This window comes from Streptomyces smyrnaeus, assembly GCF_017676345.1.
Classification (GTDB): domain Bacteria; phylum Actinomycetota; class Actinomycetes; order Streptomycetales; family Streptomycetaceae; genus Streptomyces; species Streptomyces smyrnaeus.
The window spans coordinates 284,461-309,352 of the sequence record NZ_JAFFZM010000003.1 but is presented as its reverse complement, the minus strand read 5'-3'; the positions used below and the strand labels follow the sequence as shown (position 1 = coordinate 309,352).

Below are 24,892 nucleotides of genomic sequence, written 5' to 3'. Positions count from 1 at the left end.
CTACCGGAAGGAGTGGTGGGGCGGGGCCGGGAGACCGGACCGGGCCGACGTCGAGGTCGGCCCGGGAGGCGGACGAGTCGCGGCCGGGGCTCAGGAGTCGGCGTGGGCCCGCTTGTCCTCGTCGGCGTTCTCGGCAGCCCGTGCCTGCTTCCGGGAGGCCATCAGCGAGGTGATCGTGGTGACGATCAGCACGGCGCAGATGACACCCAGCGAGACCGGGATGCTGATTTCCGGCACATGCACCCCGGTCTCGTGCAGGGCGTGCAGCACCAGCTTGACGCCGATGAAACCGAGGATGACCGAGAGCCCGTAGGACAGGTGCACCAGCTTCTGCAGCAGCCCGCCGATCAGGAAGTACAGCTGCCGCAGGCCCATCAGGGCGAAGGCGTTCGCGGTGAAGACGATGTACGGGTCCTGGGTGAGGCCGAAGATCGCGGGGATGGAGTCCAGCGCGAAGAGCACATCGGTGGTGCCGATCGCGAGCATCACGATCAGCATCGGCGTCATCAGCCGCTTGCCGTTCTCGACCACGAACAGCTTGGTGCCGTGGTACTTGTCCGTCGAGGGGAAGCGGCGCTCGACCGCCTTGAGCAGCCGGTTCTCCTCGAACTCCTCCTCCTCGTCACCGGAGCGGGCCTCCTGGATGAGCTTCCACGCCGTCCAGATGAGGAAGGCGCCGAAGATGAAGAAGACCCAGGAGAAGGTCGAGATGATCGCAGCGCCCGCCGCGATGAAGATGCCGCGCAGCACCAGTGCGACCAGCACACCCACCATCAGCACCCGCTGCTGGTAGATGGACGGCACCGCGAACTTCGCCATGATCAGGACGAAGACGAAGAGGTTGTCGACGCTGAGCGACTTCTCGGTGATGAAGCCCGCGAAGAACTCACCGGACGCCTGACCGCCCCCGAACAGGAAGAGGCCGATTCCGAAGAGCACGGCGAGGACGACCCAGACGGTCGTCCAGATGCCCGCCTCCTTGAGGGAGACGTCGTGCGGCTTGCGGCCGCCGATGAAGAAGTCCACCGCGATGAGGGCGCACAGACCGACGATGGTCAGTGCCCAGGTGGTCATGGAAACGTCCACGAGCATGTCCTCCGGCTTGCATTCGAGCATGGGCCGGAGGTCTCTTCCACCCGGGAACGCCGCCCACAGCGGACCGGGCCGGCGCCCCGGGACCGTCCTGTCCGATCCGTACTGACGGGGCCGCCGCGTGGCTGGGAATACTCCCCTCCGTTGATGAGAGAGTAAAGTAATCCCATGAAAAGGTAAAGTGCGGGATCTGGAAGGCCCCAGGTGCTGGGTCGCACGGAACCGCACACACGGCCTTCGGGGCGGCACGGGCCCCGGGCGAGTGCCGGGCGGAGTCAGCCCCCGGACGAGTGCCGGGCGGCCACGACGCGCCGCAGTACCTGCGGTACGACCTGGCTGCCGCTGGGCGCCAGCGGCGGCTCGTACGTCCAGGCGTGGCCCACCCACGGGTCGGCGAGGTGGTCGTCGGGCACCGGCGTCAGCCGCAGCAGCGAGCGCCACAGCGGGTCCAGAACCGGCCCGTAGCCGCGCGCCTCCTCCCGGTCGGCGACCATCAGCAGACCGACCCCGACCGAGGGACCCTCGTCCGCGAGGTAGCGCAACTGGTTGACGGCGCGGTCGTCGAAGCCGTGCGGAAAGTCGTGGACGATCAGCAGCTGGTCGGCCAGATCGAGGTCGGGCGGGAGCGCGTCCGTGGCCTGGTTGCGTACCGCCATCTGTACGAGATCGACCCGTCGGGTCAGCCGCTCCAGGGTGCGCGCCACCCCCGAGGCGCCCGCGGCGGGCGCCTCGGGCAGCACGCCGGACTCCACCAGCGGCAGCAGCGCCCCGGCGGCCGAGCCCGCCGGGTCGATGACCTGGAGGGTCAGCTCGTCGGCGGGGTGCACGGCGACGATTCGCGCAGCCAGCGCCGTCGCGGTCAGCTGCGCGAGACGGCGCAGCTCGTCCCCGTCCACCGGACCGGCCTCGCCGCCCCGGAGCCGTCCGCTGTCGATCCACAGCCCCCGCTCCAGCGGCAGCCGCACCAGCATGGGGATACGCAGCCCGGCACGCTCCGGGATGCTCAGATCGCCCACCCGGAGGGCCATGGGGGGCTCGGCCGGCGGCTCGTACGCCTGCCAGACGGGGTTGTCCCAGCGGGCCAGCGCGGGCGGCAGCGCCGGCTCGACCACCTCCGACTCGGCTTCGAGCTGGGCCATGTCCCGCTCCAGCACCGCACGGGCCTGCTCCACGAGGGCGCTGTGCCTGGCCTGGGCCTCGGCGCGGGCGGTCTCCACCGCGGAACCGACCCGGGCCCGCGGGTCGTCGAGCACGCTGTCGAGTTCGCGCTCCATCCGGGAGTCGGCGAAGTCGACGGCCGACCGGTAGGCCGCGACACTGCGGGCCAGGTCCTCGAACATGCCCCACACCTGGTTGTACAGCCGCTCCTCCATCGACCAGCCGGGGGCGTCCCCGGCCACGGGCGCGGCCGCCGGCCGGGAGCCGTCCGCCGCCCCGCCCTGCGGCGGCACCGTGCCGGGCCGCGCGGCGGTCGACGGGGCCGCCGGCGGGGTGGACGCGGCGCGGCGCGGGTGGCGGTAGTCGATCGGGCCGCCACCCGGGGTGGGCCGCTCCGCCTCCGGGCGGTTGCCCGGCGCATGCCGGGTCGGCCGGTCGGGTGCCGGCGCGACCGAGCGGGCCATCCCGGCGGCCACCGTCTCGTTGATGGTGTCGGCGAGCGTGTGCGCCTCGGCCAGTCCCTGGTCCGCGAGCATGGCGGCGAGCCCGCCCGCGTACCCCTGCCCGACGGCCCGCACCTTCCAGGTGCCCTGCCGCAGATACAGCTCCAGGGCGACCACGGCGGACTCGGCGCTCAGCCCCGTGACCGTATAGCTGGCGATCTGCTCCCCGTCCAGGCCGGTGACGGCGAGGAAGGGCGCGGCGAGCCCGGCGAAGTCGGCCGGGGCGCCCGGTCCGGTCGGCAGGGCCAGCAGGACGTTCACCCGGTGGACGTCCTCCCGGAGTGCGTCCAGATCGACGGCGAGGTGGTGCACGGCCGCCGCCTGGCGGGAGACCTCCACCCCCGGCAGTTGCGGTGCGGCCGGATGGGCTATCCACCCCGCGTCGCGCATCCGCCCCTGTGCGTCGTTGAGCGTCGCCCCCGCGACCACCGGGGTGCCTGCCGAGACCCGGATCTCCACCCGGGCCCCGGGCAGCGGGTGGTTCTGCCCCCGGACCAGCTCGGCCGTCATCGTCGTGCCTCTCCCCTGTGGCTCGTCACACCTGCGGCAGAACCCGGTCCCTCACAGCTTGGGCAGGATCGTGGGCATCAGGTCCTGGAAGGTACGGCCGTTGGCGGGTTCGCCGAGGGCAGTCATCTGCCAGCCGCTGCCCTGCCGGTGGACCTTGGCCATGATCTGCGCGGTGTACTGGCCGCCGCCGGTGAGGGTGTAGCGGGCCATCTCCTGGCCGTTCGTCTCGTCGACGAGGCGGCAGAAGGCGTTCTCCACCTCGGCGAAGGTCTGGCCGGTGAACGAGTTGACCGTGAAGACGATCTGGTCGATGTGGACGGGGACGCGCTGCAGATCCACCAGGATCGCCTCGTCGTCACCGCCCTGCCCGGCGCCGCCCACCAGGTTGTCACCGGTGTGCTTGACCGAGCCGTCGTCGCTCACCAGGTGGCGGAAGAAGACCACGTCGACCGGCTGCTTGTCGGCGAAGAGCACTGCCGACGCGTCGAGGTCGATCTCCTTGGTGCGCTTGCCGAAGAGCCCCCGACGCTGAGCGGCCTGCCAGCCCAGACCCATGCGCACCGCCGTGAGCGTGGCCCCGTCGCTCTTCTGCAGGCTGATTCCCTGGCCCTTGGACAAGTTGACCGACACGTGCGTCCCCTCTCTGAACCGGGGCCGCCACCGGCCGACGGCCACCAGGCACAGCACCCTACGCAAGGGCACCGACAGCCTGGGCCGCCGCCCGTGACTTGTGTCGGTCTTGCAACACTCCACCCGGCGGACGCGCCGCAGAGCGCTATTTGAGCCCCGCCTCCTTCATCTGCCGCAGCTCCTTCTTCAGCTCGCCCACCTCGTCGCGCAGCCGTGCGGCCACCTCGAACTGGAGCTCGGCCGCGGCTGCCCGCATCCGTTCGGTCAGATCCTCGATGGTCTGGGCGAGCTCGGCGGCGGGCCGGTCGGTCAGCTCGCCGGCTCCGGCGCCCTTGGCGGTCCGGCTCTTCGCGGGGGTGGGCGCCTTGCCCTTGGCCGCCGCCTTGCCACCCTTGCCGCTCTCGTCCCGCTGGCGGTAGCCCGTCTCCAGCAGCGCCTCGGTGTCGATCTGCTCGCGTGCGATGTCCGCGACGATGTCGCCGATCTTCTTCCGCAGCGGCTCGGGGTCGATGCCGTGTTCCTCGTTGTAGGCGATCTGCTTCTCGCGGCGCCGGTTGGTCTCCTCGATCGCCCGCTGCATACCGGGGGTGACCTGGTCCGCGTACATGTGCACCTGACCGGAGACGTTGCGTGCCGCGCGGCCGATCGTCTGGATCAAGGAGGTGCCCGAGCGCAGGAAGCCCTCCTTGTCGGCGTCCAGAATGGCCACCAGGGAGACCTCGGGCAGGTCCAGACCCTCACGCAGCAGGTTGATGCCCACCAGCACGTCGTACTCGCCCGAGCGCAGCTCGCGCAGCAGTTCGATCCGGCGCAGGGTGTCCACGTCGCTGTGCAGATAGCGGACCCGGATGCCCAGCTCGAGGAAGTAGTCCGTCAGGTCCTCGGCCATCTTCTTGGTGAGCGTGGTGACCAGCACCCGCTCGTCCCGCTCCTCGCGCAGCCGGATCTCGTGCACCAGGTCGTCGATCTGACCGTCGGTGGGCTTGACGACCACCTCCGGGTCGATCAGCCCGGTGGGGCGGATGACCTGCTCCACATAGCCGTCGGAACGGGCCAGCTCGTACGGGCCCGGCGTCGCCGACAGATAGACCGTCTGGTCGATGCGCTCCAGGAACTCCTCCCACTTCAGGGGGCGGTTGTCCAGCGCGGAGGGCAGCCGGAAGCCGTGGTCGATCAGTGTGCGCTTGCGGGCCGCGTCGCCCTCGTACATCGCACCGATCTGCGGGACCGTCTGGTGCGACTCGTCGATGACCAGCAGGAAGTCGTCCGGGAAGTAGTCCAGCAGGGTGTGCGGCGCCGAGCCGGGGTCACGGCCGTCGATGTGCCGCGAGTAGTTCTCGATGCCGGAGCAGGTGCCGATCTGGCGCATCATCTCGATGTCGTACGTGGTGCGCATCCGCAGCCGCTGTGCCTCCAGCAGCTTGCCCTGCTTCTCCATCGTGGCCAGCGTCTCGGCCAGCTCCGCCTCGATGGCACCGATGGCCCGCTCCATGCGCTCGGGCCCGGCCACATAGTGGGAGGCGGGGAAGACGTACAGCTCCTGGTCGTCCGAGATCACCTCGCCGGTGAGCGGATGGAGGGTGGAGAGGGCCTCGATCTCGTCACCGAACATCTCGATGCGGACGGCCAGCTCCTCGTAGACCGGGAAGATCTCGATGGTGTCGCCGCGGACCCGGAAGGTGCCACGGGTGAACGCCATGTCGTTGCGGGTGTACTGCACATCCACGAAGCGGCGCAGCAGCTCGTCCCTGTCGACCTCCTGGCCGACCTTCAGCTTCACCATGCGGTCCACGTACTCCTGCGGGGTGCCCAGGCCGTAGATGCAGGAGACGGAGGCGACCACGACCACGTCACGCCGGGTGAGCAGCGAGTTCGTCGCACTGTGGCGCAGACGTTCGACCTCCTCGTTGATCGAGGAGTCCTTCTCGATGTAGGTGTCCGTCTGCGGGACGTAGGCCTCCGGCTGGTAGTAGTCGTAGTAGGAGACGAAGTACTCGACCGCGTTGTTCGGCAGCAGCTCGCGGAACTCGTTGGCCAGCTGGGCCGCCAGGGTCTTGTTCGGCGCCATCACCAGCGTCGGACGCTGGAGCTTCTCGATCATCCACGCCGTGGTGGCCGACTTGCCGGTGCCCGTGGCACCCAGCAGCACGACATCCTTCTCACCTGCGGTGACCCGCTGTGCGAGCTCCGCGATGGCGGTTGGCTGGTCACCGCTGGGCTGATAGGGGCTGACGACCTCGAAGGGCGCCACCTTGCGTTCGATCTCGGTGTTGGGCCGCATGTCCACCACGGTACGACTCACCACTGACAGCGGGCTCCGGTGCGCAAACTACCCCCCACTGGCAGATAGCTGCCAATTTCTTCCGGCGCAGGTCAGCGGCTTGGCTACCCCTCATTCAGCTCTACGCCACTTTGTCCCCGCTTGTTTGTATTGCGCATCGGGAACTGTTTCGGCAGTCCGTGCAGGCACAAGCGAGGAGTCCCGCATGTCGATACGCCCGCTGACCGCTACCGCCGCAGGTGCGCTGCTGGGTATAAGCGCGCTCTTCCTCACCGCCGCGCCGACCGCTGCAGCCTCGGAACGCCCGGCGAGACAGACGCCGGAGCCGGTCGTAGACTTCTCCGGCTTTCCCTCCGGCCTCTTCGACGAGGACCCCGACCCCGAGTCGCAGTCGCAGCCGCGGCCCCAGTCGAAACCAGAGCCGAACCCGCAGTCGAAACCACAGACCCAGTCGCCGTCCGCGTCGCAGTCCCCGTCCGACGTGAGAAAACCACACAAGGCGCCCCTCACCGTGGCGCACCGGGGAGCGTCCGGTTACGCGCCGGAGAACACGCTGGCCGCGGTGGACAAGGCGCACGAGCTGGGCATCGAGTGGGTCGAGAACGATGTGCAGCGCACCAAGGACGGCAAGCTGATCGTCATCCACGACACCACGCTCTCCCGCACCACGGACGTCGAGGAGCACTTCCCGGACCGCAGCCCGTGGAAGGTCTCCGACTTCACCCTCAAGGAGATCAGGACCCTGGACGCGGGCAGCTGGTTCGGCAGCCAGTACAAGGGCGAGAAGATCCCCACCCTGGACGAGTTCCTCGGCCGGCTCGACCGGTACGGGCAGGAACTCCTGCTGGAGCTGAAGTCGCCCGGCCTCTACCCCGGCATCGAGCGCGACACCCTCGACGAGCTGAGGCAGCAGGGCTGGCTGGACCGTCGGCACACCCGCAGCAAGCTCATCATCCAAAGCTTCGACAAGGCGTCGATCGAGCAGGTGCACCAGCAGTCGCCCGAGGTGAAGACGGGCTTCCTGGGGACCCCCAAGACCGGCGACCTGAAGGAATACGCCAAGTTCACCGACCAGATCAACCCCACCTACACGGACGCCACCAAGGAGTACGTGGACGCCGTCCACGCGCTCAAGGGCCCGCACAACAAGCCGTTGGAGGTCTTCACCTGGACGGTGAACGACGCCGACACCGCCCGTAAGGTCGCCGACGCGGGTGTGGACGGCATCATCTCCAACAAGCCCGACGTGGTCAGCGACGCCGTGCAGCAGACGGCACCCACGCGCTGAGCCCTCCCCCGGGGAGGCGCCGGACGGCTGCCACCGGGGATTGTCGGTGGGAGCCTCTAGGGTTCCGGTATGACTGACACCCCGGTGCGGCCGACGGCCTGGACCCTGCGGGAGACGCCCATCGGGCCGCTGCTGCTCGCGGCCACCGAGAAGGGCCTGGTCAACGTCGTCTTCCACGCGAGAGGACGCACGCTGGACCGGGCCCTCTCCCAGCTCTCCGCACGCCTGGGCAGCGAGCCGCTGCCCGCCGAGCACCCTGACGCACCCTCCGGGCACCTCGAGGCGGCCGGTGCGGCGCTCGACCGCTATTTCGCGGGCTCCCCCGTCTCGGTCGACGTCCCGCTGGACTGGTCGCTGACGGGCGGCTTCAACGAGCGCGTGCTGCGCGAGCTGGCGACCCATGTGCCCTACGGGACGACCGTCGGCTATCAGGACCTCGCGCTGCGCGTGGGCGACCCGGGCGCCGCACGCGCGGTCGGTGTGGCGATGGGCGCCAACCCGCTGCCCGTCGTGGTGCCCTGTCACCGCGTGCTGGAGAGCTCCGGCGCGATAGGCGGCTTCGGCGGCGGCCTCGAAACCAAGCGCGCCCTTCTCGCCCTGGAGGGCCTACTGCCGCAGCCCCTGTTCTGACCCGCCCCGATGCCGCCACAAGTCCGTGGTGGCGAAGAGCGCGCGGTGTCAGACTGCGCGGCGTGACTGACATTCGTGACACGGCCGACGGTGGTGACACACCGGGGGACATAGCCGGGGACCCGGCGGGGGACGCGGGGCGCGCAGCGGGGGAGGCAGCAACGGAAACAGGGGCGGATGCAGCGGCGGAAGCAGCCCGGAGCACGGCGAGGCGAACGGCCGGGAAGGCGGTCGGCGGACTGCCCCTCGGCGCACCCGGCGGGCCACCGGAACAGCTCCCGGTGCTCGGCGGGACGGATCTGCGGGCCGTGCGGCGGCGCGTGCGGCTGGCCCTGGTCCTCAGCCAGATCCTCGGCGGCTTGGGGGTCTCCACCGCGGTCGCGCTCGCGGCCGTGCTGGCCGAGGAGATCGGGGGCTCGGAGGCCGTGGCCGGTCTGGCGTCCACATCCTCCGTCGTCGGGACGGCACTGCTGTCGCTGCCGTTCGCGGCCCTGATGGCACGGCGCGGCCGGCGCGTCGGACTGACCTCCGCGTACGCGGTGGCCGCCGTCGGCGGGCTCGTGGTGGTGGCGGGAGCCGCGATGCGGAACTTCCCCCTGCTGCTGGTGGGCATGGCCGCCTTCGGCGCCAGCAACACCGCCAACCTCCAGGCGCGCTTCGCCGCCGCCGACCTCGCCGAGCCGCTGCACCGGGCACGGGCCATCTCCACGGTCGTATGGGCGACCACCATCGGCGCCGTGCTGGGCCCGAACATCGCGGCGCCGGCCGGGCAGAGCGTGGCCGGCCTCGGTCTGCCCGAAGCAGCGGGCCCCTTTCTGTGGGGCACCGGAGTGTTCCTGGCGGCCGGGGTGCTGCTGCACCTGCTGCTGCGGCCCGACCCGCTGCTGACGGCCCGCGCCCTGGCCCGGGCCGAAGAAAACGGCACCGCGGACGCCGCCGCGGACAACACCACGGACGACGCCCCGGAAGCGCGCACCCGGGAGGCGGAGGACGGCGACGGGCGGTCGCTGCGGGCCGGGCTGGCCGCGGTGGCGGCCTCGGCGCACGCCAGGGTCGCCCTCGCCGCGATAGCTGGCTCCCACACGGTGATGGTCTCCGTGATGGTGATGACCCCCGTCGACCTGGGCGGACACGGTGCCGGGGTGGAGCTGATCGGACTCGTCATCAGCGGTCACATCGCCGGCATGTACGCGTTCTCGCCCGTGGTGGGCTGGCTCGCGGACCGGATCGGCCGGTTCAGCGTGATCCTGAGCGGCGTGGCCCTGCTGGGATGCGCCACCGCACTGGCCGGGACGGCGAACGGGAACCACGCGCAGTCCGCCGCCGGACTGTTCCTGCTGGGCCTGGGATGGTCGGCGGGGCTGGTCGCCGGCTCCGCGCTGCTGACCGACTCCATCCCGCAGCACGCCCGCGCCGCCGTGCAGGGCTTCTCGGACATGATCATGAACTCTGCCGCCGGTGTCGGTGCCGCGCTCTCCGGTCTCGTCGTCGCCCAGGCGGGCTACGGCTGGCTCAACCTGCTGGCTGCCGCGCTGCTCGTTCCGGTGGCCGTGCTGACGGTGGCCGTCGCGGCACGGCGCTGACCGGGCGGCGGGGAAGGCCGGCCCCGCCACCCCGTCCGCGAACGCCCCTCTCCGCGCCGGCACGGCGGAGAGGGGCCCGGTACCGTCGCCTGCCGCCCACGCAGCGGAGCGGATCAGCGGGCGTGGAGTTCGAAGGCGACCGAGCGGCGGCCACCGTTTTGACGGCCGTACATGTCGAGACCCCCGTAGACGATCGAACGCGCGTACTCCTCGGGGTCCTCGTCGGTCAGCGCCTCGATGTAGGAGCGGTGCTCCAACAGCGAGGCGAGCCCCTTGCGGGCCGCCTCCTCCCCCACCGGCACCGCGTGGGTGACGGCCGGCGAGGCGGCGACGGCCACCCACCGCACCCCGCCCCAAGGCAGGACGCCGTCCTTCTCCATCTGGTCGCTGAAGATCCATCGGTTGCCCGCGTCCCCTACGGCGTCGAGGACGGAACGGCCCAGCGCGCGGTGGTCGGGGGTGTTCCAGGGGCTGCCGGGACCGGCACCCCAGGTGTCGTGGTGGTTGATGGTGAGAACCAGTTCGGGCCGGTGCCTGCGGATCACCGCCGCGATGTCCCTGCGCAGGGCCGGGCCCTCCTCCAGCACACCGTCACGATGATCGAGGAACTCCACCTCGGACACCCCTACGACCGCCGCACTGGCGCGCTGTTCGGCCTCGCGTACGCGTGCAGCCTCGGCGGGCTCCATGGTGTCGATGCCCGCCTCGCCCCGGGTGGCCAGCAGATAGGTGACGTCCTTGCCCTGCGCCGTCCACTCGGCGACCGCGGCGGCAGCGCCGTACTCCAGGTCGTCCGGGTGTGCGACAACTGCCAGCGCCCGGGTCCAGTCCTCGGGCATCGCCGCCAACTGCGAAGCCGCGCCGTGCTCCTCCGTGCTCTGCGCTGTGGCCGACATTCCGTTCCGCCTTTCGTCGCGTGCGCCCCCGTTGGCGCTGAACAACGGTGCAACACCCGCGCCGCGGCCAGCTGTTCCCCTGCTCCCCGCAGCCCGGGACTTGCGGCCTTTCAGCTTTTCAGCTTTGCGGCATCTTCGCCCGCAGGCTCCGCGGCACGTCGGCCTGTCGTTGGTGGGGCTGTTGCTTGGTGGGGCCTGCCCTTGGTGGGGCCTGTCCTCGGCGGCCGGCTCAGCGCCAGCCGTGCACCTGCTGGAGGCGGTGCACCACGGCGTTGAAGCGTGCCCGGTCCAGGGCGCACGCTTCGCGCCGCATACCGTCGGGGTGCACCCGCAACACCCGATCGAGCCCCACCCACGACTCCCGCCCCTCCCGGTCCCAGGGGCCGGAACCCAGCGGCATCCACTCCTGGCCGCCGTCCCTGGCCCTGGAGGTCAGCTGTACGGCCAGGACGGGCGACCCGTCACGGTGGCCCTCCTGCGCGACGACCAGCACCGGCCGGTCCTTGCCCCGGCCGTCGGCCTCCTCGTAGGGCACCCACGTCCATACGATCTCTCCGGGGTCCGGGTCGCCGTCCGGATCGGGCGCGTACGTCATGCGCACCGTCCCGACCGCACGCGGATCCACCTCGACCGTCGCGGTCGCCCCCTCCCTGCCGGGAAACCGCTCGTACTCCTCGCCCCGCTGATCGACCGGCTGACTCATGACCCCAAAGCTATCGGCCGCCGACCGGCGTTGATCCTGGGGGCCACGCAGGGCGTCGTCACGACAGCGTCGCGGACACACCGACGGCGCCGCGTCGGAAGAACGCGGCGCCGTTCGAAGGGGTCAGCCGGTCGGCGAGCAGTCGGCGAGCATCACCCGTACGGGTTGCTGCGGGGGTCGGCGGGGGCACCGCCCTGCTGCTGGCCCGGAGCGCCGTAGTACTGGCCGGGCTGCGGCTGGTACTGCTGGGGCGGGGCCGCCGGGGCACCGGGAGCCTGCGGGGCGTTGTACTGCTGGCCGGGCTGGGGCTGCTGGGGTTGCTGCTGCTGGTAGCCGCCGGGGGCCTGGGGCTGGGCATAGGGCTGGCCCTGCGGCTGGCCCTGCGGGGGCTGAGGCGCGTAGCCCTGCTGGGGCTGGGCCGGGGGAGCGTACCCCTGCTGCGGCGCGTACCCCTGCGGAGCGCCCTGCTGGCCCGGTGCGCCGCCGACGACGGCGAGCAGTTCCTCCAACTCGTTGCGCCACATGCGGTGGACGTTGATGCGCACCGGCTTGGCCTCGCCCGGCAGCGCCATGTGGTAGAAGCTCCACAGCGGGTTGAGCTGGATCTCGCCGAAGAGGGAGCGGGCCTGGTCGCGCGGGATGGCGTGCACGATCTCCTTCGGCCGCTGCGAGAAACGGGACATCCGCTGCACCAGGAGGGCCTGTTCGGTGACCGTGATGAAGTAGTACTTGATCAGGAATTGGCCGATCAGACCGAGGAAACCGACGCTCAGCCACGGGGTCGGACCCGCGACGGCTCCGACCGAGACCAGCGGCCGGTCCCCGGGCGCCTGTTGGGCAATGGCCTCGGCCACCTGCTTCTTCATCGTCGCCTTACGAAAGGCCATCGGACCGCTCCTCGCTCCTCGCCGCGTTGTACGGCGCTGTCTGTGCGTTCGGCGCAGAGTACTCGCCACAGATGACAGAACGCCCGACCGGGGGCCATGGGCCGGGGCCACCAGGGCGGGCGTGGGCCCGGGGGACCGGGCAGGGCGGGACGACGAACGACCCTCGACGGTCGGAACCCGCTCAGTGACCCCGACTCATCTCCCGGTCGGCGCACGGATATTGACCCCATCCGGCGCTCGCCGGCGAGCCACGCTCGACCGCAAGCCACAGCTGCCCGCACGGGCGGGCCGTGATGACGGTCACGGCGACGACCGGCGGCCCCGGCAGGTGCGGGACGAGGAAGAGCCCGAAGGGCGGACGCTACGCGGCCGACTGGGGCGGGCCCTGAGCGGTCAATGCTCCCGGAGCCCGGTGAGAGCCTGCACCGGATCGGCTGCGGAGGGGCCTTCCGGCCACCAGTCGGGGGCGTCCGGTTGCCCGGCCTCCTCGGGGCCCGCCCGGTAGGGATACCAGCGGCCGTCCCGCCCGTACCGGAGTTGGACGGGGCGGGCGGCGTGGGTGAGGTGGTTGCGGTGAATGGTCATCACGATGCCCAGGGACGCCAGGGCGCTGCGCCCGCGGTCGAAATCGCCCGCGGGCGGATCCCAGTCGGCTTCCAGCACCACGAGCCCCGCCGGACCGCCCTGGCGCCAGGCCGCGGCGGCCCGGGCCAGCTCCAGCGCGTCCCGGCCCGCCGACCGCGCCAGACCGGCGAAGAGCGAGGAGAGGGTACGGCGCCCGGTCAGCTGCGGATGGGTGGCCGCGAGGCGGATGGTGTCGTGCCAGAGCGAGAGCTCGGAGAGCGGGTCGACGCCTCCCTCACCGCCGCTTCCCTCGCCGCCGCCGGGCTCGCCTCCGTTCCCCTCCTCGCCGTCGCCCTGTGCCGCCGGGACCGCCGCGAGGGCGAGCCGAGCCCGAGTGGCCGCGTCGGTCGCCAGGAACATGAGAGCGTCGGCACTGGGCGCGCCCGGCAGGTCGGGGTAGACGACCGACTCGGCCGCAACGTCCGGCAGCGGCAGCGGCTCGGGCAGAGGCGGCCGTACGGAGGTGGCGAACACCTTTGCCGCGGGCACGGTGCTGGGCGGCTGCTGCCGCTCGGGCAGCAGGGCGGCCACCTTCTCGCCACTCCGGCCGTGCGGGGGCGCAGAGCCGACGGCCGGCTCGGGGCGCCCCTCTTCGGGGGCGTCAGGGACCCCGGACGAGCCGGCCGGCGCCGCCGGAACGGCGCCCGCCTGCCCCGCGCTCCTGCGGGCCACTTCCTCCCGTACGGCATCCGCTCCCCGGCCGCGCACCAGCAACAGTGCCCATGGGTCGGCCTCCAGCAGCCGGCCGGTCTCGTAGCCGAGCGCCGCCGCGTGCTTGCACGGGTGCCCCTGGTCCGGGCAGCTGCAGGCGGGGACGAGCTCTCCCGCGTCGGGGAGGAGCCGCACACCCACCGACCGCGCCACGGCCACCACGCCGGGCGGTATCTCCCCGTCCAGCAGCGCCGCCGCAGCCACCGGGCGGGCCGCGACCGCCGCCAGGAAGGTGTCCCACTCCTGGGCCGAGAGCACGGGCAACCGCCATTCCGCGCGGTAGGGGCGGGGGCGGCTGCCGTGCACATACGCCGTGACGCGCCCCGGCCCGCATCGCACCGCGGACACTCCCCCGCGCCCGGCACCGGCCCCGGAGCTTCCCCAGCCGGCGCGCGCGTAGGCACGCCCTCGCTCCAGCCGGGCCGTATCCCGTGCCGCTCCCTCCATCGCGCGCAGCCAGGCGCTGCCCACACTCTCGGCACCGCTCGCCTGCGGCCGGCCCGTTGCCCCCTCCAGGGCCGGTACGCCGCCGCTCACGACTGCCTCCGCAGCGACACCAGGTCGGCCAGCTGCGCGTCGGTGAGTTCGGTCAGCGCGGCCTGGCCGCCGCTGAGCACCGCATCGGCCAGCTGCTGCTTGGCCTGGAGCAGTTGGGCGATACGGTCCTCCACCGTGCCCCGCGTCAGCAGCCGGTGTACCTGAACGGGCCGGGTCTGGCCGATGCGGTAGGCGCGGTCGGTGGCCTGCTCCTCCACAGCCGGATTCCACCAGCGGTCGTAGTGGATGACATGCCCGGCGCGGGTCAGATTGAGGCCGGTGCCCGCCGCCTTGAGCGACAGCAGGAAGACGGGGACCTCCCCGGCCTGGAAGGCGTCCACCATCTCCTCCCGCCGCCCCACCGGGGTGCCTCCGTGCAGGAGCTGCGCCGCGACGTGCCGCTCGGCCAGATGTGCCTGCAGCAGCCGCGCCATCTCCACGTACTGCGTGAACACCAGCACCGAGCCGCCCTCGGCCAGTATCGTGCCCAGCAGTTCGTCCAGCAGTGCGAGCTTGCCGGAGCGGCCGGGCAGCCGCCCGCCCCGCCCCTCCCGCAGATACTGCGCCGGATGGTTGCAGATCTGCTTGAGCGCGGTCAGCAGCTTCATCACCAGGCCGCGCCGCTCGATCCCCTCGGCCGCCTCGATCCGCGCCAGCGTCTCGCGCACCACCGCCTCGTACAGCGACGCCTGCTCCCTGCTGAGTTCGACCGTGTGGTCGGTCTCCGTCTTCGGCGGCAGCTCGGGGACGATGCCCGGGTCGGACTTCTTGCGGCGCAGCAGGAAGGGGCGGACCAGCCGGGCGAGCCGCTCGGTCGCCTCCGGGTCCTCACCGCCCTCCACGGCGCGGGCGTGACGGGCGCGGAACGCCTTGAGCGGGCCGAGGAGCCCCGGCGTCGTCCAGTCGAGCAGCGCCCACAGCTCCGACAGGTTGTTCTCGACGGGGGTTCCGGTGAGGGCCACCCGGGCGGCGGCCGGGACCGTGCGCAAGGCACGCGCCGTGGCGGAGTACGCGTTCTTCACGTGCTGGGCCTCGTCCGCGACGACCAGCCCCCACTGGCGCACGGCGAGCTGTTCGGCGCTGCTGCGCAGCGTGCCGTACGTCGTCAGCACGAACCCCGCGTCGGCGCCGTCCTCCCCGTTCCCGCCCGGGCTGCCGCCGCCCAGTCCCTCCAGGGTTCGTCCGGTGCCGTGGAAGCGGCGTACGGGCACATCGGGCGCGAACCTGGCCAGCTCACGCTGCCAGTTGCCCAGCAGCGACGCCGGACAGACCACCAGCGTCGGTGCCGTCTCACCCCGCTCGGCGCGGCGCAGATGGAGGGCGATGAGAGTGACGGTCTTGCCCAGCCCCATGTCGTCGGCCAGACAGCCGCCCAGTCCGAGCGAGGTCATCAACTCCAGCCAGGCGAGGCCCTGGCGCTGGTAGCCGCGCAGCCGGGCCCGCAACCGGGCGGGCGGGGCCACGTCCTGGGCGGTCGGATCGGCCGCGCCGGTGCCGCTGAGGCGGTCCCGGAGCGCCGCCAGGGCACCCTCCGGCACCGCCTCGACCCGCTCACCGTCCACCTCGGCCTCGCCCGAGAGGGCCGCGGCCAGCGCGTCACCGGGCGAGAGCAGCCCCAGATGCCGCTTGCGTGCTTTGCGCACCAGCTCCGGGTCGACCAGCACCCACTGGTCACGCAGCCGCACCAGCGGGCGGTGCGCCTCGGCCAGCTCGTCCATCTCGCCCTCGGTGAGCGGGTCGCCGTCGAGCGCGAGCTGCCAGCGGAATTCGAGCAGTTGCTGTTCCTTGAAGAAGCCGAACCCGTCGGCGGCCGAACCCGGCGCCTGCGGGCTCGGCCGCACCACGGCCGTCGCGCTCAGCAGCTCGCGGGCGAGCGCCCGCGGCCAGTGCACGGCCACATCCGCGGCGGCCAGCTCACGCGCCGTACGCCCCAGCAGGTCCCCCAGCTCTTCCTCGGTGAGCGGGAGGACGTCGGGCGTGGGCCGCTCCAGCAGCCGACCGAGCGGCGGCCAGACGCGCGCGGCGCGCCGCACCGCGAGCACCGTGTCCACCCGGGCGCGCGCTCCCAGGTGCTCCGCCTCGCCCTGCCACAGCGCCGCCACGTCCGCGACCAGCGTCGGGTCCGCGATGCTGGTCGCCTGGACGACCGCCGCCGCGACGTACGGCTCGGCCGGTGCGGAGCCGTACGGGCTCTGCTCCTGACCCGGCTCCGGCTCCAGCCCCGGACTCGGGGCCGGGCCCGGGCCGCCGTCGAAGAGGCGGTCGGCCGACAGGTCGAGCCGAAGGGAGATCCGGATTCCCGCCTCCGTGCCCGCCGCCACCTCGGCCGCCCACTCCCGCAGCCGCGGATACCGCTCGGACAGCCGCTGCGGCTCCCGTGCAGCGAACGCCGATCCGGTGGCAGCGGGACCGGCGGGCGTACGAGGCAGCACATCGGCGACCGCGTCCACGAACGCCCTCACCAGTCCTTCCGGCTCGGGAACCCGAACCGGCCCGTCGACCGGCTGCCGTCCGAGCTCGGCCCGGACCGACCCTCCCGCCCGGGTGCCGCTGTCCCCCGATCGGTGCGCCCCCGGCCGCACGGGCACCGCATGGGCCTCCGGTGGCATGGCGGCGGCCACCGCGCCCAGGTGGGCCACGTCCGCCGCATCCAGCGGGCCGGCCCGCCACACATCGGTGTCCCCCTCGCCCAGCCCCGGCACCAGGCGCCCCCGCGCGACCAGGCGCAGCCCGTGCAGCGCCGCGGCGCCCCAGCAGGCCGCGGCCGGGTGCGCCCCACCGTCCGTCCGCGCCCGCATCAGGACGGGCAGCGCCTCCCGCACCGGCAGCCGGCGCGCCGCCACCACCCGCTGCCGTACGCCCTTTCCGTGCGGCCGCACCACCGTGAGCTCGCCCGGCTCCCCGACCTCGGGCAGCTCACCCTCGTCCTCCCGCCAGAACGCCACCCGCCCCTGCCGGGGCACCTCCCCCGGCAGGAAAACCGCGGCACACCGCAGGAGGTCCGCACCACTCCCCGACCCCATACGCGCCACCGCTTCCACACCTGACTTCGACCTCGCAGGCGAGTCTAGGAGCGGCCACTGACAATCATGCTGACGATCAAGGGAGCCGCTGGTCAGCCCAGGTTGATACCGCCGTTGATGTCACGGGCCTGGACGACGGTGCCGTTGATGTGCGCGGAGCCCGACACGGTGTTGTGGACCTCGGAGTGTTCGGCTCGCAGCACCGGGGCGTGCCGTTCGGCCCATCCGCACAGCAGCGCCGCGAACTCCTCATCGGCCCGTGCCTGCTCGCCGAGCCAGCCGGTCAGGGCCCGCACCTGCTCGCCGTCGGCCGGATCGACGGCCGTCAGCCGGCCGTCCTGGAGCTCGCCGTCGGCCCGCCTGCCGCCCACCCGTCGGACGAGCGACAGCAGGGACTCCCAGGCGGACTGGCCGGCCGCGCTTGCGGCACCGCCGGTGGCGGCTGCGGCAGCGGTACCGGCGAGAGTGAGTGCGGCGGCAACGTCCATACGGCACACGGTAGATCGCCCGGTGCGACCCCGCCAGACCGCACCGGGTTGTACCGTTTCCCCCTGCCCCCGGGGCGGGCATGGACGGGATGCTGCGGGCGGACGGGAGGGCGGGGGTGGACGGGGTGAACACGCACAGCGTGGCCGCGCAGACCGCGTCGGAGTCCGGTGGGACCGGCAGCGCCGCGTACGGCGGTATGTCCGCCGCACAGATCGCCGCCGAGGTCGGCGCGGGCAGGCTGACCGCCCGCGAGGTGGTGCGGACGGCGCTGGCACGGATCGCCGAAGTGGACGAGCCGATACGGGCGTTCACCCAGGTGTGGACCGTACAGGCGCTGGAGCAGGCTGCGGCCGTCGACCGATCCGTCCGGGCGGGCGACCGGCTGCCGCTCGCCGGGGTGCCGCTCGCGGTCAAGGGCACCCGTTCCCTCTCGTCGCGGCATGTGAGCCGACTGATGGCGGCAGGCTGCGTACCGGTGGGCGCCACCGCGACACCCGGTGCGGGCACCCGGTGGCAGACCTGGGGCGCCACCGACCGCGGCCCCACCCGCAATCCCCATGACCCCGACCGGAGTCCCGGCGGCTCGTCCGCCGGGTCGGCAGCGGCTGTCGCGGCGGGGATGGTGCCGCTCGCCACCGGAAGCGACGGTGCGGGATCCGTGCGGATTCCGGCCGCCTGGTGCGCCGTGGTGGGCTTGAAACCGACCGGCGGGTTGCTGCCCCTGCCGGGGCGCCCCGCCTACCGCGCCCGGCGGAGCGTGCCAGGACCGCTGGCGCGTACGGCGGCCGACGCGGCCGCCTACCTCTGCGCACTCACCGGAACCGCCGCCCTGCCGCCACCGGGGGCACCGGCGGCACCCGCAGCACCGGCACCACCCGTACCGCCGGCACGGCCGCTGCGAACGGTGTGGTCCGCGACGCTGGGTTTCGCGGACACACAGCCGTCCGTCGCCGCCGCAGCGCGTGCGTTCCTGACCGGCCTGGCCCGGGCCGGGATCGTCGCCCCGCACTCCGCGACCGTCCGGTTGCCGGATCCGGGCGACTGCTGGCAGGCCCTTCGCGCCGACCTCCACGGCGCGGTACACCACCGGCCGGTCGCCACCACCGTCGCGGCCCTCACTGCGGGAGTGGACCGTCTCTTCGCCGAGGCGGAGCTGCTCGCCACCCCCACCACCCCCAACCCGCCGCACGGTCACGACGGACCGGGAGAGCTCATGAGCGTGGCCCTCACCTGGGCGTTCAATATCACCGGGCACCCGGCGATCAGCATCCCCGCCGGGCGGACGGCCGCCGGTCAGCCGGTCGGTCTGCAACTCGTGGCACCGCCCGGCCGGGAGGCCGACCTCCTGGCCGTCGCGGCAGCAGCCGAGACGACAGCGGCAGTCGAAGCGAAAGCGACAGCTGAATCGACAGGCGCAGCTGAAACGACACGCGCAGCCGGAACGACAGGGGCGGGGGCGTACTGATGACCGAGGAGACGCGACGGCCGCTGCTCATGCTGGACGTCGACGGTCCGCTCAACCCGTTCGCGGCGCGTTGGCCACGCCGCCCACGCGGCTACCGCACGCACCGGATGCTGCCACCCAGCTATGCGGCACGACGGGAGGCGGCGGGACGGGATGTACGGCCACTGCGCGTGCGGCTGAACGCCGCGCACGGGAAGCGGCTGCTGGGGCTGGGCTATGACCTCGTCTGGGCGACGACCTGGGCCGCCGAGGCCAACGAGTACATCGGACCGCTGCTGGGGCTGCCGCGGCTGCCGGTGGTCGAGTGGCCCGAGAAGATCGTGCCGGAGCTGGACGGACTGCTGTTCAAGACCCGGCACGTGGTGGAGTGGGCGGCCGGGCGGCCCTTCGCGTGGGTGGACGACGCGCTGACGGCGAGGGAGCGCCGGTTCGTCGGCGCCCATCACCCCGGGCCGGCCCTCCTCCACCATGTGGATCCCCGGTTCGGGCTGCGCGAGGACGACTTCGCCACGCTCGCCCGCTGGGCTCGGGAGCAGGCCCAGCCGCGGTGACGAGGCGCACGCGGCCCCGCCGGGCGGTGCGAGGCAGGCCTCCGCTGCCCGACTGCCGGGTGGCCCGTCGCTCAGTTGCCGAGATCCGTCGTACCGGACTGCGGCGGCTCGAAGCTGTCGAACCCCGCGGCCTCCACGAAGTCCGGCCGCGGGTTGAGCGCGGCGGCGAGCTTGAAGTGGGCCCGCGCCTCGTCGTCCCGGGCGGCCCGCTGCAGTGTGCGGGCCAGCGCGAAGTGGGCGTACGCGTTGTCGGGCTCGCGCTCCAACACCCACTCGAACTCCTGCTCGGCCGAGTGGAGGCGGGCTTGGAGAAAGTACGCGCGGGCGCGCAGCAGACGAGCGCCCCGGTGCTCGGGGTGCTCTTCGATCACATTGTCCAGAAGGTCGACCGCTCCGCGCGGGTCGCGCGCTGCCAGCAGCTGCTCCGCCGCTCGGAACTGGATGAGGTTCGTCTCGGGGCTCGTCACAACACTGCCCTTCCTTCGGCTCTCGCCCCGGCACAACATCGAGCTGCCCATGACCATTCCCTGGGCGTCCCCGGCCGGAGGCTGGGGAGCATATGCCCCGCGCACGGGCGGGGCGAACGGATTCCGCCGCCGGAACTGCCGCCCGTCAGCCGTGCAGCTCTTCCCAGACCCGGCGCACCCGGGGAGCCAGTTCCGCCAGCGGCCCGTCGTTGTCGATCACATGGTCCGCGACCGCCAGCCGCTGGGCGCGGCTCGCCTGCGCCGCCATCCGGGCACGTGCGTCCTGGTGCGTCATACCGCGCAGCCGCACCAACCGGTCGAGCTGGGTCTCGGGCGCGGCGTCCACGACGACGACCTTGTCGTACAGCGGAGCGAGTCCGTTCTCCACCAGCAGCGGCACATCGTGGATGACGACCGCGGCCTCGTCGGCCTGCCGTGCCGCCCGCTCCAACTCGGCGGAGCGCTCCCCCACCAGCGGGTGGACGATCGCGTTCAGGGCGGCCAGCCGGTCGGGGTCGGCGAAGACGAGGGAGCCCAGACGCGGCCGGTCCAGGCTGCCGTCCGGCGCCAGTACCTCCTCGCCGAACTCGGCGACGACCGCCGCCAGACCCGGGGTCCCCGGTTCCACGACCTCCCGTGCGATCCGGTCGGCGTCGACGATGACCGCTCCGCACTCGGCGAACAGCCGCGACACCTCGCTCTTGCCCGCGCCGATCCCGCCCGTCAGACCCACCTTCACCATGCGGCACACGGTATACGGTGCCCGCGCGGGCCCCGCGTTCAGTCCTGTTGCCCGCGGTCGCCGTCGGGGCCGGGGCCCTGCTGGCTCTCCCGGTCGGCGAGGAACTGTTCGAAGACGGCGCCCAGCTCCTCGGCGGAGGGCAGCTCGGCCGGCTCGGCCACCAGGTTGCCGCGCGTCTCGGCGCCCGCCACCGCGTCGTACTGCTGTTCAAGGCCGCGGACGACCGACACCAGTTCCTCGTCCCCCTCCGCCAGCTGCCGCTCGATCTCGTTCTGCGTCCGCAGCGCCTCCGTACGCAGCCCGTGCGCCACCTCAGGGAGGACCAGGCCGGTCGCGGACGTGATCGCCTCGGTGACGACCAGTGCGGCGTCCGGATAGGTGGAGCGTGCGATGTAGTGCGGCACATGGGCGACGACGCCGAGTACGTCGTGACCACTCTCCGCCAGCCGCAGCTCGGTCAGCGCCGCCGCGCTCCCGGGGACCTGCGCCTCGTCGAAGACGGACCCCTGGCCCGGCACCAGATCGGTGCGGTTGCCGTGCGGGGTGAGACCCACGGGGCGCGTGTGGGGGACACCCATGGGGATGCCGTGGAACGTGACCGACAGCCGGGCACGCACCCGGTCCACGATCTCGCAGACCGCCGCCGTGAAGCCCTCCCACTCGTTGTCCGGCTCCGGGCCGGACAGCAGCAGGAACGGCGCGTCCGTCGCGTCCCGCAACAGCCGCAGCTCCAGCCGGGGTGTCTCATAGGCCACCCAGCGGTCCCGGCGGAACGTCATCATCGGGCGGCGCGCGCGGTAGTCGAGCAGGCGGTCGACATCGAAGCGGGCCACGGTGATGTACGGCTGGCTGTCCAGCAGCCGCTCCACGATCTGGTCACCGGTGTCACCGGCGTCCATGAAGCCCTCGAAGTGGTACAGCATCACGAGCCCGGCACTGTCCGGCTCCCCGACGATCGCGTCCACTGCGTCGAGTCCGGCCTGATCCCACGCGTACATAGCTTCCCGCTTGTGTGCCATACCTCTCCCAACGCCACTGCCCCATACGGCATTCCCTCCCGGTACGCCAGCGCCACGCGGAAGGAAGGTGAGGCCCGCAGGAGAGGGAGGGAGGGAGGGAGGGAGAAGGGCTGGGGCCGGAAGAGGGCGGCGCAGGAGGCGAGGGCGAGCCGCGGCAGGGAAAGGCACGCGGCGCGGGGAAAGGCACGCACCCGGCGCGGGGCAGCAGCCTCCGGAAAAGGGGCGAGGCCCGCACCCCTGAGGGATGCGGGCCTCGTTCCGGCTTGCGCCGTGCGAGCTGTCAGCTCTGGCCACCGGCCAGCTTCTCGCGGAGCGCGGCGAGCGCCTCGTCGGAGGCCAGGGCCCCCGAGTCCTCTTCCGAACCCTCGGACGAGTAGGAGCCGCCGCCACCGCCCTGGCCGCCGCCACCACCGCCGCCGCCCTGCGAGGCGCCGGCGCTGCCGCCGGTCGCACCCTCGGCCGCGGCCTGCTCGTCGGCCTCGCGGGACTTGATGACCTGCGCCTGGTGCTGCTCGAAGCGCGCCTGCGCCTCGGCGTACTGGCGCTCCCACTCCTCGCGCTGCTTCTCGTAACCCGGCAGCCAGTCGTTGGCCTCCGGGTCGAAGCCCTCGGGGTAGATGTAGTTGCCCTGGTCGTCGTAGGACGCGGCCATGCCGTAGAGCGTCGGGTCGAACTCGACCGCGGTCGGGTCCGCACCGAAGGACTCGTTGGCCTGCTTCAGCGAGAGGCTGATGCGGCGGCGCTCCAGGTCGATGTCGATGACCTTGACGAAGATCTCGTCGTTGACCTGGACGACCTGCTCCGGGATCTCCACGTGGCGCTCGGCCAGCTCGGAGATGTGGACCAGGCCCTCGATGCCCTCGTCGACGCGGACGAACGCACCGAACGGCACCAGCTTGGTGACCTTGCCGGGAACGACCTGGCCGATCTGGTGGGTCCGGGCGAACTGCTGCCACGGGTCTTCCTGGGTCGCCTTGAGCGACAGGGAAACGCGCTCGCGGTCCATGTCGACGTCCAGGACCTCGACCGTGACCTCCTGGCCGACCTCGACGACCTCGGAGGGGTGGTCGATGTGCTTCCAGGACAGCTCGGAGACGTGCACCAGACCGTCGACGCCACCCAGGTCCACGAAGGCACCGAAGTTGACGATGGAGGAGACGACGCCGGAGCGCACCTGGCCCTTCTGGAGGGTGGTGAGGAAGGTCTGGCGGACCTCGCTCTGGGTCTGCTCCAGCCAGGCGCGGCGGGAGAGGACCACGTTGTTGCGGTTCTTGTCGAGCTCGATGATCTTGGCTTCGAGCTCCTTGCCGACGTACGGCTGGAGGTCGCGGACACGGCGCATCTCGACCAGGGAGGCCGGGAGGAAGCCGCGCAGGCCGATGTCGAGGATGAGGCCGCCCTTGACGACCTCGATGACGGTACCGGTGACGATGCCGTCTTCTTCCTTGATCTTCTCGATGGTGCCCCAGGCACGCTCGTACTGGGCGCGCTTCTTCGAGAGGATCAGGCGTCCCTCCTTGTCCTCCTTCTGGAGGACGAGGGCCTCGATCTCGTCACCGACGGCGACGACCTCGTTCGGGTCGACGTCGTGCTTGATCGACAGCTCTCGGGAAGGGATGACACCTTCGGTCTTGTAACCGATGTCGAGCAGGACCTCGTCCCGGTCGACCTTCACGATGACGCCGTCGACGATGTCGCCGTCGTTGAAGTACTTGATCGTCTCGTCGATCGCGGCGAGGAAGGCTTCCTCGGAACCGATGTCGTTGACCGCAACCTGCGGGGTGGTGGCGGAAGTCTCGGTGCTGCTCGTCATGTGGGAAAGGGTCTCCGGTACGGACATGAAGTCGTAGGTACTGCTACGCCGAGGACCCTTTGATCGCACCACATGCAAGTCTCAGCCGGACAGCCTGGAAAGCCGGAAACCCGAGGGGACATACAGCCGATGCGAGCGCGGCCTGCTCCGTCCGAGGCACGCAGGCCCGCAGCGCAACTTGTAGCATACGGGGGCTGCTGGGCATGGTCAATGCGCGAAAGAGCACACCTGGGATGCAACACCCCATTTCCGGCACAACTCGCCGCTGCACTCGGCCAGATGGCCCTCAGCCGCGGCACTCCCACGGCGTCCACCGAGGCCGCCGACCGTGAGCACGGCCAACCGAGGGTACGGCTACTGGCGCAATGGAACAAAAGCACGAGGGCAACAGGGGTGTCCAGCCCCTGACACAGGGTGATCATGACGGCGAGGCCGTGCGGCGGCCGGCCGGGGGCCGGGAGAGCAGCCGGGCCAGCCGCGGCTGGTGGGACAGCAACGCGGACGAGTACCAGAACGACCACGGCGACTTCCTCGGCGACGCCCGCTTCGTCTGGGGCCCGGAGGGCCTGGACGAGAGCACGGCCGGTCTGCTGGGCCCGGCGCAGCAGCTGCGCGGCCTGAACGTGCTGGAGGTGGGCGCCGGAGCCGCCCAGTGCTCCCGATGGCTGGCCGCACAGGGCGCGAGGCCCGTCGCGCTCGACCTCTCCCACCGGCAGCTCCAGCACGCGCTGCGGATCGGCGACGGGCAGGGCGGCGAGCCGGGGTTTCCGCTGGTCGAGGCGGACGCGCGGGCGCTGCCCTTCGCGGACGGCTCCTTCGACCTCGCTTGTTCGGCGTACGGGGCGATCCCGTTCGTGGCCGATCCGCAGCGCGTCTTCGCCGAGGTGGCACGGGTGCTGCGGCCCGGCGGCCGGTGGGTCTTCTCGCTGACCCATCCGCTGCGGTGGTCCCTGGCGGACGAGCCGGGACCCGAGGGGCTGTCCGTCCTCGCCTCCTACTTCGACCGCACGCCGTACGTGGAGCAGGACACCGAGGGGCGGACGGTGTACGTGGAGCACCACCGCACGCTGGGGGACCGGGTGCGGGAGCTGGTGGGCGCCGGTTTCCGGCTCGACGACCTCGTCGAACCGGAGTGGCCCGAGTGGAACCAGCAGGTGTGGGGCGGCTGGTCCCCGCTGCGCGGGCGGCTGGTGCCGGGAACCGCCATCTTCGTGTGCACGCGCGCGTGAGCAGCCTGTGCACGCGCATATGAGCAGCCGACGGGGAGGATCCCGGTGCGCCGCGACGACC

Annotated in this window: 20 protein-coding genes; 6 read left to right on the top strand and 14 right to left on the bottom strand. The window is 72.2% G+C overall.

Translation table 11 applies throughout. From position 1 onward, the window contains the following. Positions 1-90: 90 nt before the first annotated feature. The 4 genes from JW613_RS07470 to uvrB all read right to left on the bottom strand — a co-directional run bounded on the left by JW613_RS07470 (position 91) and on the right by uvrB (position 6,174). On the bottom strand, positions 91-1,086 hold the full coding sequence (locus JW613_RS07470; RefSeq protein ID WP_209210008.1) for a TerC family protein: 996 nt from the start codon (positions 1,084-1,086) through the stop codon (positions 91-93). A 281-nt stretch (positions 1,087-1,367) separates the two neighbouring features. Continuing rightward, entirely contained in the window at positions 1,368-3,263 is a 1,896-nt protein-coding gene (locus JW613_RS07465; protein ID WP_209209892.1) for a TerD family protein, read from the bottom strand. A 51-nt stretch (positions 3,264-3,314) separates the two neighbouring features. After that, complete coding sequence (locus tag JW613_RS07460; RefSeq protein WP_099886387.1) at positions 3,315-3,893, bottom strand: TerD family protein; 579 nt, start codon at positions 3,891-3,893, stop codon at positions 3,315-3,317. A gap of 145 nt (positions 3,894-4,038) precedes the next feature. Next, entirely contained in the window at positions 4,039-6,174 is a 2,136-nt protein-coding gene (gene uvrB / locus JW613_RS07455; RefSeq protein ID WP_209209891.1) for an excinuclease ABC subunit UvrB, read from the bottom strand. 205 nt (positions 6,175-6,379) lie between these two features. On the opposite strand from uvrB, the gene JW613_RS07450 reads away from it, so the two are divergent. The 3 genes from JW613_RS07450 to JW613_RS07440 all read left to right on the top strand — a co-directional run bounded on the left by JW613_RS07450 (position 6,380) and on the right by JW613_RS07440 (position 9,675). Next, entirely contained in the window at positions 6,380-7,462 is a 1,083-nt protein-coding gene (locus JW613_RS07450) for a glycerophosphodiester phosphodiesterase (RefSeq protein ID WP_245225154.1), read from the top strand. 69 nt (positions 7,463-7,531) lie between these two features. Beyond that, positions 7,532-8,092, top strand: coding sequence for a methylated-DNA--[protein]-cysteine S-methyltransferase (locus JW613_RS07445; RefSeq protein WP_209209890.1), 561 nt, complete (start codon positions 7,532-7,534; stop codon positions 8,090-8,092). Between the two features lie 281 nt (positions 8,093-8,373). Next, positions 8,374-9,675, top strand: a complete 1,302-nt coding sequence (locus JW613_RS07440) for an MFS transporter (RefSeq protein WP_307865829.1) — start codon at positions 8,374-8,376, stop codon at positions 9,673-9,675. Between the two features lie 113 nt (positions 9,676-9,788). Here the strand turns inward: JW613_RS07440 and JW613_RS07435 are convergent, their stop codons facing one another. The 6 genes from JW613_RS07435 to JW613_RS07410 form a co-directional block, all read right to left on the bottom strand. After that, complete coding sequence (locus JW613_RS07435) at positions 9,789-10,571, bottom strand: PIG-L deacetylase family protein (protein WP_209209889.1); 783 nt, start codon at positions 10,569-10,571, stop codon at positions 9,789-9,791. Positions 10,572-10,800: 229 nt separating this feature from the next. Beyond that, entirely contained in the window at positions 10,801-11,274 is a 474-nt protein-coding gene (locus tag JW613_RS07430) for a type II toxin-antitoxin system PemK/MazF family toxin (RefSeq protein WP_209209888.1), read from the bottom strand. 152 nt (positions 11,275-11,426) lie between these two features. Continuing rightward, the gene (locus JW613_RS07425; protein WP_209209887.1) at positions 11,427-12,161 is read right to left on the bottom strand and encodes a hypothetical protein; all 735 of its coding nucleotides are present in this window, start codon (positions 12,159-12,161) and stop codon (positions 11,427-11,429) included. A gap of 393 nt (positions 12,162-12,554) precedes the next feature. Further along, positions 12,555-14,033 (bottom strand): SWIM zinc finger family protein, encoded by a 1,479-nt coding sequence (locus JW613_RS07420; RefSeq protein ID WP_209209886.1) that lies wholly within the window; start codon positions 14,031-14,033, stop codon positions 12,555-12,557. Further along, positions 14,030-17,056, bottom strand: a complete 3,027-nt coding sequence (locus JW613_RS07415) for an SCO1167/SCO6262 family helicase (RefSeq protein WP_209209885.1) — start codon at positions 17,054-17,056, stop codon at positions 14,030-14,032. Before JW613_RS07415 ends, JW613_RS07420 begins: the two co-directional genes overlap by 4 nt. A gap of 92 nt (positions 17,057-17,148) precedes the next feature. Then, entirely contained in the window at positions 17,149-17,544 is a 396-nt protein-coding gene (locus tag JW613_RS07410) for a hypothetical protein (protein WP_209209884.1), read from the bottom strand. A 125-nt stretch (positions 17,545-17,669) separates the two neighbouring features. Between JW613_RS07410 and JW613_RS07405 the strand changes: the two genes are divergently transcribed. Continuing rightward, the gene (locus JW613_RS07405; RefSeq protein WP_307865821.1) at positions 17,670-19,010 is read left to right on the top strand and encodes an amidase; all 1,341 of its coding nucleotides are present in this window, start codon (positions 17,670-17,672) and stop codon (positions 19,008-19,010) included. Further along, the gene (locus JW613_RS07400; RefSeq protein ID WP_209209883.1) at positions 19,010-19,561 is read left to right on the top strand and encodes a hypothetical protein; all 552 of its coding nucleotides are present in this window, start codon (positions 19,010-19,012) and stop codon (positions 19,559-19,561) included. The genes JW613_RS07405 and JW613_RS07400 overlap by 1 nt, the downstream gene beginning before the upstream one ends. Before the next feature lie 71 nt (positions 19,562-19,632). Here JW613_RS07400 and JW613_RS07395 read toward each other — a convergent pair whose 3' ends face one another. The 4 genes from JW613_RS07395 to rpsA form a co-directional block, all read right to left on the bottom strand. Continuing rightward, the gene (locus JW613_RS07395; RefSeq protein WP_099886391.1) at positions 19,633-20,067 is read right to left on the bottom strand and encodes a tetratricopeptide repeat protein; all 435 of its coding nucleotides are present in this window, start codon (positions 20,065-20,067) and stop codon (positions 19,633-19,635) included. Positions 20,068-20,173: 106 nt separating this feature from the next. Beyond that, entirely contained in the window at positions 20,174-20,770 is a 597-nt protein-coding gene (coaE, locus tag JW613_RS07390) for a dephospho-CoA kinase (protein WP_209209882.1), read from the bottom strand. 38 nt (positions 20,771-20,808) lie between these two features. Beyond that, positions 20,809-21,768, bottom strand: coding sequence for a proteasome assembly chaperone family protein (locus JW613_RS07385; RefSeq protein ID WP_209209881.1), 960 nt, complete (start codon positions 21,766-21,768; stop codon positions 20,809-20,811). Between the two features lie 301 nt (positions 21,769-22,069). Beyond that, entirely contained in the window at positions 22,070-23,602 is a 1,533-nt protein-coding gene (gene rpsA / locus JW613_RS07380; protein ID WP_209209880.1) for a 30S ribosomal protein S1, read from the bottom strand. A gap of 365 nt (positions 23,603-23,967) precedes the next feature. Between rpsA and JW613_RS07375 the strand changes: the two genes are divergently transcribed. Further along, positions 23,968-24,831 carry a class I SAM-dependent methyltransferase gene (locus JW613_RS07375; RefSeq protein ID WP_209209879.1) on the top strand — a complete coding sequence of 288 codons (864 nt, stop codon included), beginning with the start codon at positions 23,968-23,970 and terminating at the stop codon, positions 24,829-24,831. Positions 24,832-24,892: the final 61 nt, after the last annotated feature.

Bases quoted from the DNA above. Each gene is read 5' to 3' on its own strand.
- JW613_RS07450 (WP_245225154.1), top strand. From the start codon at position 6,380: ATGTCGATACGCCCGCTGACCGCTACCGCCGCAGGTGCGCTGCTGGGT.
- coaE (WP_209209882.1), bottom strand. From the start codon at position 20,770: ATGGTGAAGGTGGGTCTGACGGGCGGGATCGGCGCGGGCAAGAGCGAG.
- JW613_RS07410 (WP_209209884.1), bottom strand. From the start codon at position 17,544: ATGGACGTTGCCGCCGCACTCACTCTCGCCGGTACCGCTGCCGCAGCC.
- JW613_RS07395 (WP_099886391.1), bottom strand. From the start codon at position 20,067: ATGTTGTGCCGGGGCGAGAGCCGAAGGAAGGGCAGTGTTGTGACGAGC.
- JW613_RS07425 (WP_209209887.1), bottom strand. From the start codon at position 12,161: ATGGCCTTTCGTAAGGCGACGATGAAGAAGCAGGTGGCCGAGGCCATT.
- JW613_RS07400 (WP_209209883.1), top strand. From the start codon at position 19,010: ATGACCGAGGAGACGCGACGGCCGCTGCTCATGCTGGACGTCGACGGT.
- JW613_RS07375 (WP_209209879.1), top strand. From the start codon at position 23,968: ATGGAACAAAAGCACGAGGGCAACAGGGGTGTCCAGCCCCTGACACAG.
- uvrB (WP_209209891.1), bottom strand. From the start codon at position 6,174: ATGCGGCCCAACACCGAGATCGAACGCAAGGTGGCGCCCTTCGAGGTC.
- JW613_RS07435 (WP_209209889.1), bottom strand. From the start codon at position 10,571: ATGTCGGCCACAGCGCAGAGCACGGAGGAGCACGGCGCGGCTTCGCAG.
- JW613_RS07415 (WP_209209885.1), bottom strand. From the start codon at position 17,056: ATGGGGTCGGGGAGTGGTGCGGACCTCCTGCGGTGTGCCGCGGTTTTC.
- JW613_RS07385 (WP_209209881.1), bottom strand. From the start codon at position 21,768: ATGTACGCGTGGGATCAGGCCGGACTCGACGCAGTGGACGCGATCGTC.
- JW613_RS07430 (WP_209209888.1), bottom strand. From the start codon at position 11,274: ATGAGTCAGCCGGTCGATCAGCGGGGCGAGGAGTACGAGCGGTTTCCC.
- rpsA (WP_209209880.1), bottom strand. From the start codon at position 23,602: ATGACGAGCAGCACCGAGACTTCCGCCACCACCCCGCAGGTTGCGGTC.
- JW613_RS07445 (WP_209209890.1), top strand. From the start codon at position 7,532: ATGACTGACACCCCGGTGCGGCCGACGGCCTGGACCCTGCGGGAGACG.
- JW613_RS07465 (WP_209209892.1), bottom strand. From the start codon at position 3,263: ATGACGGCCGAGCTGGTCCGGGGGCAGAACCACCCGCTGCCCGGGGCC.